We start from the raw sequence: 16,962 nt of genomic DNA, 5'->3' as shown, positions 1-16,962 counted from the left end.
TAAGTAACTAGGCAATTCTCGCGTTTACGCGATCTCGTAACTCTTTGCCAGGTTTAAAATGTGGTACGTGCTTACCTTCTAACTCAACCGTGTCGCCAGTCTTTGGATTACGACCTGTGCGAGGTGAGCGAAAGTGTAATGAGAAACTACCAAAGCCACGGATCTCAATACGATCTGAGCTTGATAATGAGCCGGCCATTTGTTCAAGAATTTCTTTAACAGCATTTTCAACATCTTTCACAGGTACATGTGCGTGTTGCTCGGCTAATTGTTCTATCAATTCTGACTTAGTCATAACGTTTCCTTAAAAAGAGATAAAGGAAGGGCAACACTGCCCTTCCAATTAAGACTGATTAATTAGTCTTTTTGTGCATTTGCGAATGCAGCTGCCATTGCGTTTTCGAACACTGGCTCTTCTTTCTTAAGCTTTTCTAGTACTTCTTTCTCTTCTGCTTCGAAAAGAGCTTTAACAGAAAGGCTTAAAGTGCGGTTCTTACGATCAACACCAACATATTTCACTTCAATCTCGTCGCCTACAGAAACAACAGTAGTTGCATCTTCAACGCGCTCTTGAGCGATATCAGCTACACGGATGTAACCTTCAACGCCTTCGATAAGTTCAACAGTTGCGCCTTTCGCATCAACTTCAGTCACTTTACCTTTAACAATAGCACCTTTTTTGTTTGCATCAAGGTAGTTATTGAATGGGTCAGCTTCGATTTGCTTAACACCTAGAGAGATACGTTCACGCTCTGGGTCAACTTGCAATACGATTGCAGTGATTTCGTCGCCTTTCTTGAATTCACGTACAGCGTCTTCGCCAGGTGTATTCCAAGAAATGTCTGAAAGGTGTACAAGACCGTCAATACCACCGTCAAGACCGATAAAGATACCGAAGTCAGTGATTGATTTGATCTTACCAGTAACTTGGTCGCCTTTGTTTTGAAGACGAGCAAATTCTTGCCAAGGATTAGCAATACATTGCTTAAGACCAAGTGAAATACGACGACGTTCTTCGTCGATTTCAAGAACCATAACTTCAACAGTGTCGCCTAAGCTAACAACTTTAGAAGGATGGATGTTCTTGTTAGTCCAATCCATTTCAGAAACGTGTACTAGACCTTCAACGCCTTCTTCGATTTCTACGAAGCAACCGTAATCTGTAAGGTTAGTTACACGACCAGAAAGTTTAGAACCTTCTGGGTAACGACCAGCGATAGCTGCCCATGGATCTTCGCCAAGCTGTTTAAGGCCTAGAGATACACGAGTTTTATCTTTGTCGAATTTAAGAACTTTAACTGCGATTTCGTCGCCAACATTAACGATTTCTGAAGGGTGCTTAACACGCTTCCACGCCATATCAGTAATGTGTAGTAGACCATCAACACCACCAAGGTCAACGAATGCACCGTAGTCAGTAAGGTTCTTAACGATACCTTTAACTTCTTGACCTTCAACAAGGTTAGCAAGAAGCTCTTCACGTTCTTGTGAGTTTTCTGATTCGATCACTGCACGACGTGAAACAACAACGTTGTTACGTTTTTGGTCAAGCTTGATTACTTTAAATTCAAGCTCTTTGCCTTCAAGGTGAGTTGTGTCACGTACTGGACGAACATCAACAAGTGAACCAGGTAGGAAAGCACGGATTGAATCAACTTCAACAGTGAAACCGCCTTTAACTTTACCGTTGATAACACCAGTAACAGTCTCTTGCTCTTCACATGCTTTCTCAAGACGGATCCACGCTTCGTGACGCTTCGCTTTCTCACGAGAAAGGATAGTTTCACCGAAACCGTCTTCAATTGCATCTAGTGCAACATCTACTTCGTCGCCAACAGCAACTTCTAGTTCACCAGCAGCATTTTTGAACTGCTCTGCAGGGATAGCACTTTCTGATTTAAGACCAGCATCTACAAGTACAATGTTGTTCTCGATTGAGATTACTGTACCTTTAACGATAGAGCCTTGCTCTGCTTCAAAACCCTTTAAGCTTTCTTCAAATAACTGCGCAAAATTTTCTGACATACGAATATACGTCTCATATATTATTACCAATAAGCAACCATGCTGCATGGGGTTGTTAAAATAGCACTGGCATCCTGCTGGTGCATAAAATAGTTTATCGTCGCTTAGGAAGCTTACCTTCGACAATCGCTGTATCTAATAAAGTCATAACTTTATCAAACACTTGCTGTGCATTAAGCTCGCTAGTATCGAGTTCAATGGCATCATCAGCTGGTACAAGTGGCGCAACGGCACGATTCATATCGCGGTCATCACGTGCTTGAATATCTTCTAATAGACCACTTAGTGTAACACCAAGACCGCGTTCATTCAACTCAACAAATCGTCTGCGAGCACGCTCTTCTGCGCTGGCGGTCAAATAAATTTTTAGTGGTGCATCGGGAAACACCACAGTGCCCATATCACGGCCATCGGCAATTAAGCCATTTTCAGTACGAAATGCACGTTGGCGGCGTAATAGTGCTTCTCTTACACGAGGTAAAGCCGCTACTTTTGACGCTGCACCACCAACTTCTTCATTGCGAATTGTTGTTGATACATCTTCGCCTTCAAGAATAACTTTCCCGGTGTTTGCTTGACTATCTACTAAAAATTGCACATCTAAGTTAGCAGCTAAAGGCACCAGTGCCTCTTCGTTGTCGAGTGCAATTTGATGGTGAAGTGCTGCCAGTGCTAATACGCGGTAAATTGCCCCACTGTCCAGTACATCCCATCCCAATTTCTCGGCTAACAAGCGACAAACAGTTCCTTTACCTGAACCACTTGGGCCATCAACGGTGATCACCGGCATTAATAACGCCCGCATTTAAACCTCCTGCAATGCACACCAAAATTAAACCGCCGTATTATACGCCAGATATTAAAATAGATCCGCTTTTTGTATGTAACTTTTTATATTTCAGCTTCAGTCATTGATTGACTAACCGATGCTAGTACATTGAAAAATGTTGGAAATGTCTTGTATGTACACTTAGGATCATTGATAGTTATTGCCTTGCCACCCACTGCAACCATGGCAAAACACATGGCGATTCGGTGGTCATCATAGGTATCAATTGCCACATCATTAAAGTGTTTGGGCGGGGTTATTTCGATGAAATCTTCACCTTCAACAACCTCAGCACCGACTTTACGCAGCTCGGTGGCCATGGCATGTAAGCGATCGGTTTCTTTTACGCGCCAGTTATAGATATTACGAATAGCGGTTGGACCATCGGCAAATAACGCCACTGTTGCAAGGGTCATTGCCGCATCAGGAATCGCGTTGGCATCAATATCAACACCTTTTAATTCGCCTTTACGTACCACTAAGCGCTCGTCATACCAATCAATCTTAGCACCGACCTGCTCCATTACTTTGGCAAAACCAATATCGCCTTGCACTGATTTTGCACCCACGCCTTTGATCTCAATTTCACCGCCAGCAATTGCCGCAGCTGCAACAAAGTAAGAGGCCGATGATGCATCCCCTTCAACCATAATGCGCTCAACAGCTTGGTATTGCTGCGCACCTTTTACAGTAAAGGTTTTATAGTTATCGTGCGTAACCGTGACACCAAAACGTGCCATAACATCAAGGGTGATATCAATATACGGTTTTGAAACCAAAGTACCTTTAATGGTAATGCACGTATCACCATTAAATAATGGCGCTGCCATTAACAATGCCGTTAAAAATTGGCTCGAAATACTGCCATCAATTGCAACATTGCCGCCGTTAATTTGCCCGCCAACAATTTTCAGTGGTGGATAGTCTTTATTTTTTAAATAACTAACATCACCGCCGAGCGCTTGCAGTGCATCAACTAGGTGACCAATTGGGCGCTCTTCCATACGCGGCTCACCAATTAGCTGATAGTCGCCTTTAACTGCGGCAAGCACAGCAGTAAGTGGCCGATATGCAGTGCCTGCATTGCCTAAAAATAACGGCTCAACTGGCGTTAAAAACTGCCCGCCGACACCTTTTACTGTTGCTACGGTTTTGTCGTCATTTAAACTTACTTGTACGCCTAACTGTTTAAGCGCACCTAACATATGACGAATATCATCGCTATCAAGTAGGTTTTCAACCACCGTTGTACCTTTAGCAAGGGCTGCTAACAGTAGAATGCGATTGGATAAACTTTTTGAGCCAGGCAGCGTCACACTGCCATTTACTTTACTAATAGGCTCTAAACGTAACTGTTCCATTAGCTGTGCTCCTTGGCAAATTGTGCCATGAAGTCAACTAACGCTTGCACGCCAGCAAGTGGCATGGCGTTGTAAATACTTGCACGCATACCGCCAACAATACGGTGACCTTCAAGTGCTAGTAAGCCAGCTGCTTTTGCTTGTGCTAAAAACGCTGCATTTAAACTTTCATCATTGAGCCAAAATGGTACATTCATGCGTGAACGGCAGTGCTTTGCGACTTTATTGTTGTAAAATGGCGACTCATCAATAAAACCGTACAGCAGCTCTGCTTTGGCAATATTTTGCTGCTCCATGGCTTTTACGCCCCCATTTTGCTCAAGCCATGCAAATACTTCTGCCGCTAGGTACCAAGCAAACGTAGGTGGCGTGTTATACATGCTGCCTTGTTTTACTTCGAGTGCGTAATCAAATATACCTGGTTTTGCGACCCCTTCACGCTCAAGCAGCGTTTTACGAATGATCACAATGGCAAGCCCTGATGGGCCAATATTTTTTTGCGCACCGGCATAAATTAAATCAAACTTATTTACATCAAACTCACGCGATAAAATAGTTGATGACATATCAGCAACGATCGGCGCTGTTGGATGGCTTGGTACATCAAACACTTCAATGCCATCAATGGTTTCATTTGGGCAATAATGAATGTATGACGGATCGGCTGGAAATTGCCACTCACTTACCGGTTTGATAGAGAATTGTTCATTTGTATCATTACGGACATCAAGCTCAGTGACTGTGGTGAATTTGACCGCTTCGTCAACCGCACCTTTAGACCAAACACCGTTTTCACAATACACGGCGGCTTTATTATCTAAATGCAGATTTAACGGTACGGCAGCAAATTGGCCGCGGCCGCCGCCGTGCATAAACAGCACTGCAAATTCATCGCTAATATTCATTAATCGACGTAAGCTTGCTTCACATTTCGCTGTAAGCGCTAAAAACTCTTTACTACGGTGACTAATTTCCATCACCGAGACACCTAAATCTTGCCAATCAAGAAATTCTTTTTGTGCCTTCTCCATTACAGCTGGAGGCAACATAGCAGGCCCTGCACAAAAATTATATTTACTCATTACCTTTCCTCATTCCAGTAATTACTTTGATTTTTAATTATGAATAAAAAAAAGCGGCCGAAGCCGCTTTAGTTAATATTATTCTTCTGGTGGGTTATCACCAGTTTCATCATTAACCGTCTCGACTACTTCAACGCTTTCACCTTCGATAATCGCGTTAAGTTCATCGATTTCGATCTCTTCGATACGTTGTAAACCAACTACTTGCTCTTCGTCAATAGTTCTTATCAAAATAACACCTTGGGTATTGCGCCCAACGGTAGAAACTTCTTTAACTCGCGTGCGAACAAGCGTACCACGATTAGAGATAATCATGATCTCGTCGTTTTCATCAACTTGTACTGCACCAACAACAGCGCCGTTACGCTCAGATACTTTGATAGATACTACACCTTGAGTCGCACGACTCTTCGCTGGGTAATCCTCAAGCAGTGTACGTTTACCGTAACCGTTTTCAGTGACTGTTAAAATTGCACCATTAGTCTTAGGTACAATTAACGATACAACACGTTGACCTTCAGGCATCTTAATACCACGGACACCCGTTGCAGTACGACCCATCTGACGTACACCTTTAAACTTGATTTCCGGGTTACCGTTTTCATCAAGCACTGGGTTGCCATTTTCATCTAAAACTGGCGATTCTTCGGCTTCTTTAAAGCGAACAACTTTACCAGCATCAGTAAATAGCATAATTTCGTTGCTACCATCGGTGATATCAACACCAATCAAGCTATCACCGTCGTTTAAGTTAACAGCGATGATACCACTGGCACGTTGGCGGCTATACGCAGTAAGCGGTGTTTTCTTCACGGTACCGAACGCAGTTGCCATAAAGATGTATTTATTTTCTTCGTATTCACGTACCGGCAAGATTGCAGTAATACGTTCGTCAGCTTCAAGTGGTAACAAGTTAACGATTGGTTTACCACGGGCAGCACGGCTAGCAAGTGGTAATTGATACACTTTAAGCCAATATAAGCGACCAGCCGTTGAGAAACACAAGATTGTATCGTGCGTATTGGCAACCAGTAAACGCTCGATGAAATCTTCATCTTTCATCTTGGTTGCTGATTTACCTTTACCACCACGACGCTGTGCTTCGTAATCAGACAATGGCTGATACTTCACATAGCCTTCATGAGAAAGCGTTACTACCACGTCTTCTTCGGTGATCAAGTCTTCAAGGCTAATATCATGGGCAGCGGCGTTGATTTCAGTACGACGTTCATCACCGTATTGCTCTTTAATTTCAACTAACTCATCGCGGATAACTTCCATTAAACGCTCAGGATTAGCAAGAATATATAAAAGCTCGGCAATTAAATCTAATAACGTTTGGTATTCGCTTAGAATCTTTTCATGTTCAAGACCGGTTAGCTTGTGTAAACGTAAATCAAGGATTGCTTGGGCTTGTTGCTCAGAAATATAATACTGACCATCACGAATGCCTAAGTCGTCGGCTAACCAATCAGGACGGGCAACATTTGCTTCACCGGCTTTTTCAAGCATGGCTTTCACATTGCCTAATTCCCACGGACGACTAGCAAGCGCGACTTTAGCTTCAGCTGGTGTTGGTGAGTTACGAATAAGCTCGATAATTGGGTCAATGTTGGCAAGCGCAATCGCTAAACCTTCGAGCATGTGCGCGCGGTCACGGGCTTTGCGTAAATCAAACACCGTACGACGGGTCACTACTTCACGGCGGTGGATGATAAACTCTTCAAGCATTTCTTTTAAGTTGAAACACTTAGGCTGGTTATTGATCAACGCAACCATGTTCATACCAAACACAGTTTGTAACTGAGTTTGCGCATAAAGGTTGTTTAAGATCACTTCGCCTACGTCACCACGTTTGATCTCGATAACGATACGCATACCGTCTTTATCTGATTCATCACGTAATGCACTAATACCTTCAATCTTCTTATCTTTAACAAGCTCAGCAATTTTTTCGATTAAGCGGGCTTTATTTACTTGATAAGGGATTTCGTGAACGATGATCGTCTCACGATGGGTTTTTTCATCAACTTCAATTTCCGCACGGGCACGCATGTATACTTTGCCACGGCCTGTTAAATAGGCTTGTTCGATGCCTTTTTTACCGTTGATTATTGCCGCAGTTGGAAAATCTGGGCCCGGAATATAATCCATTAATTCATGAATAGTTAGATCGGGGTTTTGAATAAGCGCTAAACAACCATTCACCACTTCAGTTAAGTTATGAGGAGGAATGTTGGTTGCCATACCGACCGCAATACCCGAAGAACCATTCACTAATAAGTTAGGTACTTTAGTTGGTAATACGTCAGGAATTTGTTCTGTACCATCATAGTTAGGCACAAAATCAACCGTCTCTTTGTCAAGATCAGCTAATAGCTCATGAGACATTTTTGCCATACGGACTTCGGTATAACGCATTGCTGCTGCGGAGTCACCGTCAACTGAACCAAAGTTACCTTGGCCGTCAACTAACATATAACGTAAAGAGAAAGGCTGAGCCATACGTACAATGGTGTCGTACACTGCACTATCGCCATGGGGATGGTATTTACCAATTACGTCACCAACCACACGGGCTGATTTTTTGTAAGGCTTATTCCAATCATTATTAAGCTCGTTCATAGCAAACAAAACGCGGCGGTGAACAGGTTTTAAACCATCACGTACGTCTGGCAGTGCTCGTCCTACGATTACGCTCATTGCATAGTCTAAGTAGGAGTTTTTTAACTCGTCTTCAATATTGACTGGCAGAATTTCGTTGGCGAAATCAGTCATTTGATATCACATTCCTTCAGTATTTCCCCACAAAGTGCCGCATATGGGCGCTTGCGAGGATATTAGTTATTATTACCGAGTCATGCTACCACAATTAATTTAAATTTACAGGCGCTAAATCTTTGCGATTTATCAATTTCACCCTATATAATGGCCTGAGATTGACGAGGAAGTTTTTTATGACCGAACATCAGAATGTAGATAGTGCAGAAATTGCAAAGTTTGAAGCCATCGCTGAGCGATGGTGGGACCGCGATGGGGAATTTAAACCCCTTCATGAAATTAACCCTTTACGATTAGATTTTATTGCCGACAAGGCCAATGGCTTATTCGACAAAGAAACCCTCGATGTAGGCTGCGGTGGTGGCATCCTCAGTGAAAGTATGGCGCGAATGGGCGCACACGTTACTGGCATCGATATGGGTCAAGAGCCATTAACCGTTGCGAAACTACATAGTTTAGAAACCGGTGTGAAAGTAGAGTATATTAAAGTACCTGCCGAACAATATGCGCAAGAGCACCCTGCTCGCTTTGATATTATTACCTGTATGGAAATGTTAGAGCATGTGCCGGACCCTGCGTCTATCATTCATGCCGTAGCAGAATTAGCAAAACCTGGCGCCGATGTATTTTTTTCTACACTCAATAAAACCCCTAAGGCCTACCTGTATGCCATTATTGGTGCAGAAAAATTATTAAAGATGGTGCCGGAAGGTACACACGACCACAAAAAGTTTATTAAACCGGCACAACTCATTGCATGGGCTGAGCAAGCTGGATTAAAAGTACGTGCTAGCGCTGGGCTCAGTTATAACCCGTTATCAAAGCAGTACAGCTTAAATACCGACGTAAGCGTTAATTATATTCTCCACTTTGAGAAACTTGCGTAATGGCTGGTTTTAATACAGCAACACCAATAATTGATTACGACGCCTTTATTTTTGACCTTGATGGCACCTTACTTGATACCGCTGACGACCTTGGTGCTGCACTTAATAATGTGTTAACAGCACATAACCAGCCGACTGTTAGCGCCGATGTTTATCGCCCTGCAGCATCTAATGGCGCTGTAGCGCTGCTAGAAGCTGGATTTGGCCAACACTGGCACTCGCATCCAAAACAAGCTACTTTGCGTCAACAGTTGTTAACTGCCTACGCTGATAATATTGCGATTCATAGCCAATGCTTTACTGGCATTGCACAATTATTGATTGCGCTTGAGCAGCAACAGATCAAATGGGGGATCATGACCAACAAGCCTGAATTTTTGACCACCCCCTTAGTGGCAGCTATCTCTGAGTTAAGTGATGCGCAAGCAATTGTCTGTGGTGACACCCTGAATGTAGCAAAACCATCTCCATTACCTTTACTGCATACAGCACAACTGTTAGATGTCGACCCGAGTCGCTGTTTATATATTGGTGATGCGCAGCGCGACATTATTGCAGCCAAAGCGGCGAACATGCACAGCGCTACAGCGTTGTGGGGATATATCCCCAGTGAAGAGGAAGCATTAAGCTGGCAAGCTGATTTTAATTGGCAATCACCAATTGATGCATTTAACCATATATAGTGGCTTGTTAAATATTAACCACTACATATTGTGATCGTGTTATTTTTTGCACATTGTTTGCTGATAAAAAAAGCAGCCTAAATTTATTTTTAAAATGGTTAAATTTAATCGATCATGAGTTGATTTTTATAAATTTCATTTTAATCAAATGGTCAAAGGTTAATGGCTACTAACACAAACGTGTTATCCCGACGTTATCCACAATTTGGGGCATTTATGCCCCTTGCAAATGATCGCATACCACACTATCTTGTGATCCAGAGTTTGATGAACACCAGATGTTGTGGCTAAATGTTATTCAATTAAATTCTCGCTAGCACCGTCTTATGACAATAAAATATTTATTCTAAGAAAAATGTGTCACTAAAAAATTTTATATCCCAAGGAATACAGGCAAAACTATGAACCAACAGCTATCTGTAAGCAAACGTGACGGTCGTAAAGAGTCACTTGATTTAGATAAGATCCATCGCGTTATTGCTTGGGCCGCCGAAGGTCTAAATAATGTGTCTGTCTCACAAGTTGAGCTAAAATCACACATCCAGTTTTATGATGGTATTCGTACTGAAGACATCCATGAAACCATCATTAAAGCGGCCGCTGATCAGATCTCTAAAGAGTCGCCTGATTATCAATATTTATCAGCTCGCTTAGCTGTATTCCATTTGCGTAAAAAAGCCTATGGTCAATTTGAGCCACCGCGTTTATACGATCACATCGTCAAGTTAGTTGAAGATAAGCGTTACGATGCCCACTTACTCGCTGACTACACAGAGCAAGAAATTGATCAATTAGACGAGTACCTTGATCATGGACGTGATTTAAACTTCAGCTACGCAGCAGTTAAGCAGCTTGAAGGCAAATATTTAGTGCAAAACCGAGTTACCGGTGAAATATATGAAAGCGCACAGTTTTTATATATTTTAGTTGCGGCTAGCTTGTTCTCTGATTATCCAAAAGAAACCCGTTTAGACTACATTAAACGTTTTTACGATGCGGTGTCATTATTTAAAATTTCTTTACCTACGCCAATTATGGCGGGGGTACGTACACCTACGCGTCAATTCAGCTCATGTGTATTGATTGAATGTGGTGACAGCTTAGATTCAATCAACGCCACCTCATCTGCGATTGTAAAATACGTATCACAACGTGCGGGTATTGGTATTAATGCTGGGCGCATTCGCGCACTAGGTAGCCCTATTCGCAATGGCGAAGCGTACCACACAGGCTGTATTCCTTTTTATAAGCACTTTCAAACAGCAGTTAAAAGCTGTTCGCAAGGTGGTGTACGCGGCGGTGCAGCGACCCTGTTTTACCCTTTATGGCATTTAGAAGTAGAAAACTTATTAGTGCTTAAAAACAACCGTGGTGTAGATGATAACCGTGTGCGTCACTTAGATTACGGTGTGCAATTTAATAAGCTAATGTACGCGCGCTTGATTAAAGATGATTACATTACATTGTTTAGCCCATCAGATGTACCAGGTCTTTACGATGCCTTTTTTGAAGACCAAGATGAATTTGATCGTCTATACGTGCAATACGAGCAAGATGAATCAATTCGTAAAAAACGTATTAAAGCGATTGAATTGTTCTCAATGTTTGCACAAGAGCGTGCTAGCACCGGGCGTATTTATTTACAAAATGTCGATCACTGTAATACCCACAGCCCGTTTATCGCTAAAGTTGCGCCAATTCGCCAATCTAACTTATGTTTAGAAATTGCATTACCAACTAAACCGTTGAGCAATGTTAATGACGAAGAAGGCGAAATCGCCCTGTGTACGCTATCGGCCTTTAACTTAGGTGCCATTGAGTCACTAGACGAGCTTGAAGAATTAGCTGAACTTGCAGTGCGTGCCTTAGATAACTTACTTGATTTCCAAGACTACCCAGTGCCAGCAGCCCACAATGCAACGATGGGCCGTCGTACACTCGGAATAGGCGTAATCAACTACGCATATTACCTTGCTAAAAATGGCAAACGTTATTCTGATGGCAGTGCCAATGCATTAACGCATAAGACCTTTGAAGCAATTCAGTATTACTTAATGAAAGCGTCAAATGAGCTGGCTAAAGAGCGTGGCGCCTGCCCTAAATTTAACGAAACCACCTACTCACAAGGGATCATGCCAACTGATACCTATAAGCGTGATTTAGACAAAATTTGTGATGAACCATTGCATTTAGATTGGGATACGTTACGTGCCAATATTAAAAAGCATGGTATGCGTAACTCAACGTTATCTGCGTTGATGCCGTCTGAAACATCGTCGCAAATTTCTAATGCAACCAATGGTATTGAGCCACCGCGCGGCCATATCAGTGTTAAAGCCAGTAAAGATGGTATTTTAAAACAAGTTGTTCCTGAGTATGAGCGTTTAAAAGATAACTATGAACTATTGTGGGATATCCCATCAAATAAAGGTTACATAGAGCTAGTTGGTATAATGCAAAAGTTTGTTGACCAAACAATTTCAGCTAATACGAACTACGACCCAAATAAATTTGAAGGTGGTAAAGTACCAATGAAGGTATTACTACAAGATTTACTGGGTGCATATAAACTTGGCGTTAAAACCCTTTACTATCACAATACCCGCGATGGCGCATCTGATGCACAAGATGACACACCAGGCGTGGAAGATGATGATTGTGCAGGCGGCGCTTGTAAAATCTAGTCGATAATAAATATAAATTGGAAGCGGGCTATACGCCCGCTTTGCCCTGTTCGTTTTTTGAGTGATCTTATGTCTTATACTACTTTTAGCCGAAACCATAATAACCAACTACAAGAACCGATGTTTTTCGGCCAAACCGTTAACGTATCGCGTTATGATCAACAGAAGTACCCTATTTTCGAAAAGTTAATTGAAAAACAGCTGTCGTTTTTTTGGCGTCCTGAAGAAGTCGATGTGAGTAAAGATCGGTTAGACTTTCAGGCCTTACCCGATCACGAAAAACATATTTTTTTAAGTAACTTAAAGTATCAAACCTTGCTTGATAGTGTGCAAGGTCGCTCGCCTAATGTTGCGTTACTGCCAATTGTGTCGATCCCAGAACTTGAGACCTGGATTGAAACTTGGGCATTTAGTGAAACAATCCATAGCCGTTCATACACACATATTATTCGTAACGTTACTCAAGCCCCTGAGCTTATTTTTGATGATATCGTTAGTAACGAAAAAATTAGTGAACGCGCTGATGCCGTAACTAAATATTACGATGAATTAATTAATAAAGTTGCCGTGTATAACTTGTACGGTGAAGGCAAACACAGCCTTAATGGTGAAACTGTTCATATCAGCTTATTTGAACTTAAAAAGCTGTTATACCTTGCCATGATGTCAGTAAACATTCTTGAAGCCATTCGTTTTTATGTCAGCTTTGCCTGTTCATTTGCATTTGCAGAGCGTGAATTGATGGAAGGCAACGCGAAAATCATCAAGCTGATCGCCCGAGATGAAGCTCTACATCTCTCAGGCACTCAGCACATTCTAAACATTATGCAAGATGGTAAAGACGATCCTGAAATGGCCATCGTTGCGGCGCAGTGTCGTGAAGAAGCAATCAAGATGTTTGTGGATGCGGCAGAACAAGAAAAAGAATGGGCTGAATACTTGTTTAAAGATGGCTCAATGATTGGCTTAAACAAAGATATTTTATGTCAATACGTTGAGTACATTACTAACGCACGTATGAGTGCCGTTGGCTTACCGACCCAATTCAAAACCAGCAGTAACCCTATTCCATGGATCAACTCATGGTTAGTGTCTGACAATGTACAAGTTGCCCCACAAGAAGCTGAGATCAGCTCATACCTTGTAGGTCAAATTGATTCGCAAGTTGATGCTGCTGACTTTGGTGACTTTGATCTCTAATGAGCAGCAACAAAACTGCAAAGATTCACTTTGCAGATAATAGCCAGTGTGTTGAATTTAGCACTGGCTGCCATTCCCTTTTAGACTGCCTTGAACAACAGCAATATGATATCCCTTTTCAATGCCGAGAAGGTTATTGTGGCGCTTGTCGTGCAACACTCAGCCAAGGACAAGTGATCTACAATGAAGAGCCGCTTGCGTTTGTGCGTGACGGAGAAGTGCTGCTGTGCTGTTGCAAACCCGATGGCGATATTACCCTCAGTTTTAAATAATCACGGTAGTTTAGTGCCAATCAAACTGTTTGGTTTCATAACAGTGTATTTTATCACTGATCATTAAACTGCCCTCATCGATAGTGACATCCCAATGTAAACTTCGCGTTAAGTCCATTTGAATAGCGTCCACGAATTGCTGATCAATTTCTATAATGTGGCTATTTGTAAATAACTTTAAGCGTGATTCAGACTCAATTAACCACTGACTATTACCGGTCGTTAATATTAATAGTTCGTCTACTTGCTTAGCTATTTTGAACAGCTGCTCAAGGTTGGGCTGATCTACACTTAACCAGATTTTATAATGCTCGTCCAATGCTTGGATACCAACATCTGGCTGTAGTCTATCTGAAAATTTATTTAGCACTGCGTGGCTGTCGTAAGATAAAATACAATATCCTAATAGCTTTAAAACAAAATGCTCTAGCGTTTCATTTTTTGTTAAAGCCGTAGTAAATACCTCTTGATGATTACGCTGCTGACGCAAATCTGCAATGCTAAAACGTGCTTTAAAGATACGTGCTTTATCAGACATAACATTCACCAAACTAGTGATTATTTCTACTAGAGTATAGCGCGCTCTAATGAAAATGTGTTTATTTTAAAGTTATGGTATAACATTATTGATCGGCTTAAATGATGGTGTTATATTATATCACAACATAATAACCACGATGTAGTAATCATGATCCGACATTCTTTAATATCCACAGCAATTATCACTGCTTTAAGTTCTTTTTCTGCTCATGCCGCGGTTGTAACAGGCCAAGTTTTGGATGATAAAAATCAACCGATCAGCCAAGCCGACGTGCATATACACGGTAAAGCACAATCAATAAAAACTGATAACAATGGCCAGTTTAGTATTGATATCGACGCTAATAGTCAGTTACATATTAGTAAAGACAATTATGTTGATGCCCGTATTGCAGTGAATGCAGCAAGCCCTGCATTGCAAATTACCCTTATTCCAACCTCTGTTGAAACTGTGGTGGTATATGCCTCTGCTCTGCATAAAAATAGTTTAGAAATGATTTCACCAGTGAGCGTGCTCAGCGGTGATGAACTACGAAATAAAGCAAAGCCAACATTAGGCGAAACCTTAAAAGGCCTGCCAGGCGTCAATGCCAGCTATTTTGGCCCTGTTTCTTCAAGTCCAATTATTCGTGGTTTAGACGGCCCCCGCGTTAAAATCACTCAAAATGGCTTAGACAGCAGCGATGCATCTAGAATTGGCCCTGATCACGCAACCTCTAATGACAGCCTAGCCGCTGAACAGATTGAAGTCCTACGAGGCCCTGCGACTTTACTTTATGGCTCTGGTGCAATCGGCGGTGTTGTCAATGTGGTTGATAATCGTATTCCTACCGATAACATTGAGCAACTAACTGGCGCAGTTGAATACAGCCACGATACAGTATCAAATGCCAACACCTATGCTGCCAAGCTTGAAACGGGTCATAACAACTTTAACTTCCATTTTGATGGTACTAAACGCACTGGTGATGACTACCAAACTCCGCGTTTTAACTTACCAGAAGAAGAGCACGAAGATCATGAGGGCCATGACGAAGAAGAGCATGAAACAGCAACCTCAGTTAAAAATACTTTTATTGATAGCCAAACCGTTAACTTTGGAACTAGCTATGTGGGGGAACATTTAACGTTAGGTGTCGCTTATGGTCGTATCGAAACAGATTACGGTATTCCGGCACATAGCCATGAACATGGTCATGATCACGAGCATGAACATGCCCATGAAGAAGGTGAAGAAGAAGCCGTTTATGCGCGCGTAGAGCAAGATCGTTGGCAAGGCCTAATGAGCTATGCATTGCATAACAACTGGATTGAAACCATTAACTTACGTCTTGGTTATACTGACTATCGCCATGCTGAAATTGAAGACGGCGCGATTGGTACTATCTTCAGCAACGAAACCACTGAAGCACGTTTTAATATTGAGCATAAACTGGGGAACTGGCACGGTATGGCGGGCTACCACTTTAGCGAGTCCAATTATGATGCTGATGGTGAAGAAGCCTTTACACCAGCAAGTAAAACCACTAGTAATGCATTGTTTATTTTAGAAGAGCAACAGTTTGGCGACGTGACTGTGGAACTTGGTGCTCGTTTAGAAGATTATAACATTGATAGCAATGTTAATGCTGCAGCGCATGACCATGACCATGACCATGACCATGAAGAGCATGCTGATGAGCACGAAAATGAGCTAACGGCTTACAGTAAAAGTTTTACTAACCTAAGCGCTTCAGCTGGCGCAATTTGGCAATATACGCCAGGCCAAAGTGTGTCTCTTAGCGTGTCACATTCAGAGCGTGCTCCGTTATCTGCAGAGCTACTTTCAAATGGTGTACATATTGCTACCAGTACCTATGAGCTAGGTTTGGGCTACGTAATTGAAGACGGTGAAATTCACTTCGAACCTGACAATATCAAGCAAGAAACGTCCACCAATATTGATTTTGGCTTTAGACGCTTTAGTGGCGATTTTGGTTATACCGTTAACTTTTTCTATAACGACATTGAAAACTTTTACTATCAACAAAACACGGGCTTAGTGTTTGATGCAGAGCATGGCCTTGAAGCAGCAGAGCCTGACCACGATCATGGTATGGCGGTTTATCAATTCGTCAGTAAAGATGCAAAGTTATACGGTATTGAGTTTGACGCACATTATCAAATTAACTCCAATGCAATGGTTAAACTATTTGGTGATTCAACCACGGCAAAACTTGCGGATGATGAAGGTAATTTACCGCGCATTCCAGCGAATAAATTAGGCTCAGAATTACAATATAATATTAGTGATTGGCAGTTTAGTTTAACGGGCACCCATTACTTTGAACAAAATGACATTACAGCCTATGAAACCGCAACTGACGGTTACACGTTATTTGATGCACAAGCAAATTATCAATTAACGGTAGGCCCTGTCGATACGCAGTTTTATATCAACATTGATAACATCACTGATGAACTAGGCTTTGTACATAGCTCATTTATTAAAGATCAAACGCCATTACCAGGGCGAAACTTTAGACTAGGTGTACGTGGTTACTTTTAATTAACCATAATACAAACATAAAAAAAGCCACCCTAATCGTCTTAGGGTGGCTTTTTATTTACTTAAAAAA

13 protein-coding genes are annotated in these 16,962 nt (G+C 41.9%); 6 read left to right on the top strand and 7 right to left on the bottom strand.

The window, feature by feature from the left end:
* Positions 1-7 precede the first annotated feature (7 nt).
* From ihfB to gyrA, 6 genes are all read right to left on the bottom strand, one after another.
* A complete protein-coding gene (gene ihfB / locus ACMVDV_RS04155; RefSeq protein ID WP_416157288.1) occupies positions 8-295 on the bottom strand; it encodes an integration host factor subunit beta in 288 nt (95 codons plus the stop codon).
* Positions 296-357: 62 nt separating this feature from the next.
* On the bottom strand, positions 358-2,025 hold the full coding sequence (rpsA, locus tag ACMVDV_RS04150; RefSeq protein WP_029216020.1) for a 30S ribosomal protein S1: 1,668 nt from the start codon (positions 2,023-2,025) through the stop codon (positions 358-360).
* A gap of 94 nt (positions 2,026-2,119) precedes the next feature.
* Positions 2,120-2,830 carry a (d)CMP kinase gene (gene cmk / locus ACMVDV_RS04145; RefSeq protein ID WP_416157287.1) on the bottom strand — a complete coding sequence of 237 codons (711 nt, stop codon included), beginning with the start codon at positions 2,828-2,830 and terminating at the stop codon, positions 2,120-2,122.
* Between the two features lie 86 nt (positions 2,831-2,916).
* A complete protein-coding gene (gene aroA / locus ACMVDV_RS04140; protein WP_416157286.1) occupies positions 2,917-4,215 on the bottom strand; it encodes a 3-phosphoshikimate 1-carboxyvinyltransferase in 1,299 nt (432 codons plus the stop codon).
* Positions 4,215-5,297: a 3-phosphoserine/phosphohydroxythreonine transaminase gene (gene serC / locus ACMVDV_RS04135; protein ID WP_416157285.1), complete on the bottom strand. Its 1,083-nt coding sequence runs from the start codon at positions 5,295-5,297 to the stop codon at positions 4,215-4,217. The genes aroA and serC overlap by 1 nt, the downstream gene beginning before the upstream one ends.
* 78 nt (positions 5,298-5,375) lie before the next feature.
* On the bottom strand, positions 5,376-8,075 hold the full coding sequence (gyrA, locus tag ACMVDV_RS04130) for a DNA topoisomerase (ATP-hydrolyzing) subunit A (RefSeq protein WP_416157284.1): 2,700 nt from the start codon (positions 8,073-8,075) through the stop codon (positions 5,376-5,378).
* Positions 8,076-8,254: 179 nt separating this feature from the next.
* On the opposite strand from gyrA, the gene ubiG reads away from it, so the two are divergent.
* The 5 genes from ubiG (at position 8,255) to yfaE (ending at position 13,804) form a co-directional block, all read left to right on the top strand.
* On the top strand, positions 8,255-8,965 hold the full coding sequence (ubiG, locus tag ACMVDV_RS04125; RefSeq protein WP_416157283.1) for a bifunctional 2-polyprenyl-6-hydroxyphenol methylase/3-demethylubiquinol 3-O-methyltransferase UbiG: 711 nt from the start codon (positions 8,255-8,257) through the stop codon (positions 8,963-8,965).
* A complete protein-coding gene (locus ACMVDV_RS04120) occupies positions 8,965-9,648 on the top strand; it encodes an HAD family hydrolase (RefSeq protein ID WP_416157282.1) in 684 nt (227 codons plus the stop codon). Before ubiG ends, ACMVDV_RS04120 begins: the two co-directional genes overlap by 1 nt.
* 401 nt (positions 9,649-10,049) lie before the next feature.
* Entirely contained in the window at positions 10,050-12,332 is a 2,283-nt protein-coding gene (nrdA, locus tag ACMVDV_RS04115; protein WP_416157281.1) for a class 1a ribonucleoside-diphosphate reductase subunit alpha, read from the top strand.
* Positions 12,333-12,401: 69 nt separating this feature from the next.
* Positions 12,402-13,532, top strand: coding sequence for a class Ia ribonucleoside-diphosphate reductase subunit beta (gene nrdB / locus ACMVDV_RS04110; RefSeq protein ID WP_304180803.1), 1,131 nt, complete (start codon positions 12,402-12,404; stop codon positions 13,530-13,532).
* The gene (gene yfaE / locus ACMVDV_RS04105) at positions 13,532-13,804 is read left to right on the top strand and encodes a class I ribonucleotide reductase maintenance protein YfaE (RefSeq protein WP_304180801.1); all 273 of its coding nucleotides are present in this window, start codon (positions 13,532-13,534) and stop codon (positions 13,802-13,804) included. Before nrdB ends, yfaE begins: the two co-directional genes overlap by 1 nt.
* A gap of 10 nt (positions 13,805-13,814) precedes the next feature.
* Here yfaE and ACMVDV_RS04100 read toward each other — a convergent pair whose 3' ends face one another.
* Positions 13,815-14,342: a YaeQ family protein gene (locus tag ACMVDV_RS04100; RefSeq protein ID WP_304180799.1), complete on the bottom strand. Its 528-nt coding sequence runs from the start codon at positions 14,340-14,342 to the stop codon at positions 13,815-13,817.
* A 150-nt stretch (positions 14,343-14,492) separates the two neighbouring features.
* Here ACMVDV_RS04100 and ACMVDV_RS04095 point away from each other — a divergent pair, with 150 nt between their 5' ends.
* Positions 14,493-16,892 (top strand): TonB-dependent receptor, encoded by a 2,400-nt coding sequence (locus ACMVDV_RS04095; protein WP_416157280.1) that lies wholly within the window; start codon positions 14,493-14,495, stop codon positions 16,890-16,892.
* The last annotated feature ends 70 nt before the right edge of the window (positions 16,893-16,962 follow it).

This window comes from Pseudoalteromonas sp. ASV78, assembly GCF_047806705.1.
In the GTDB taxonomy this organism is placed as follows: domain Bacteria; phylum Pseudomonadota; class Gammaproteobacteria; order Enterobacterales; family Alteromonadaceae; genus Pseudoalteromonas; species Pseudoalteromonas prydzensis_A.
Note: the sequence above shows the minus strand (reverse complement) of the source record. Positions and strands in the feature narration are given on the sequence as shown.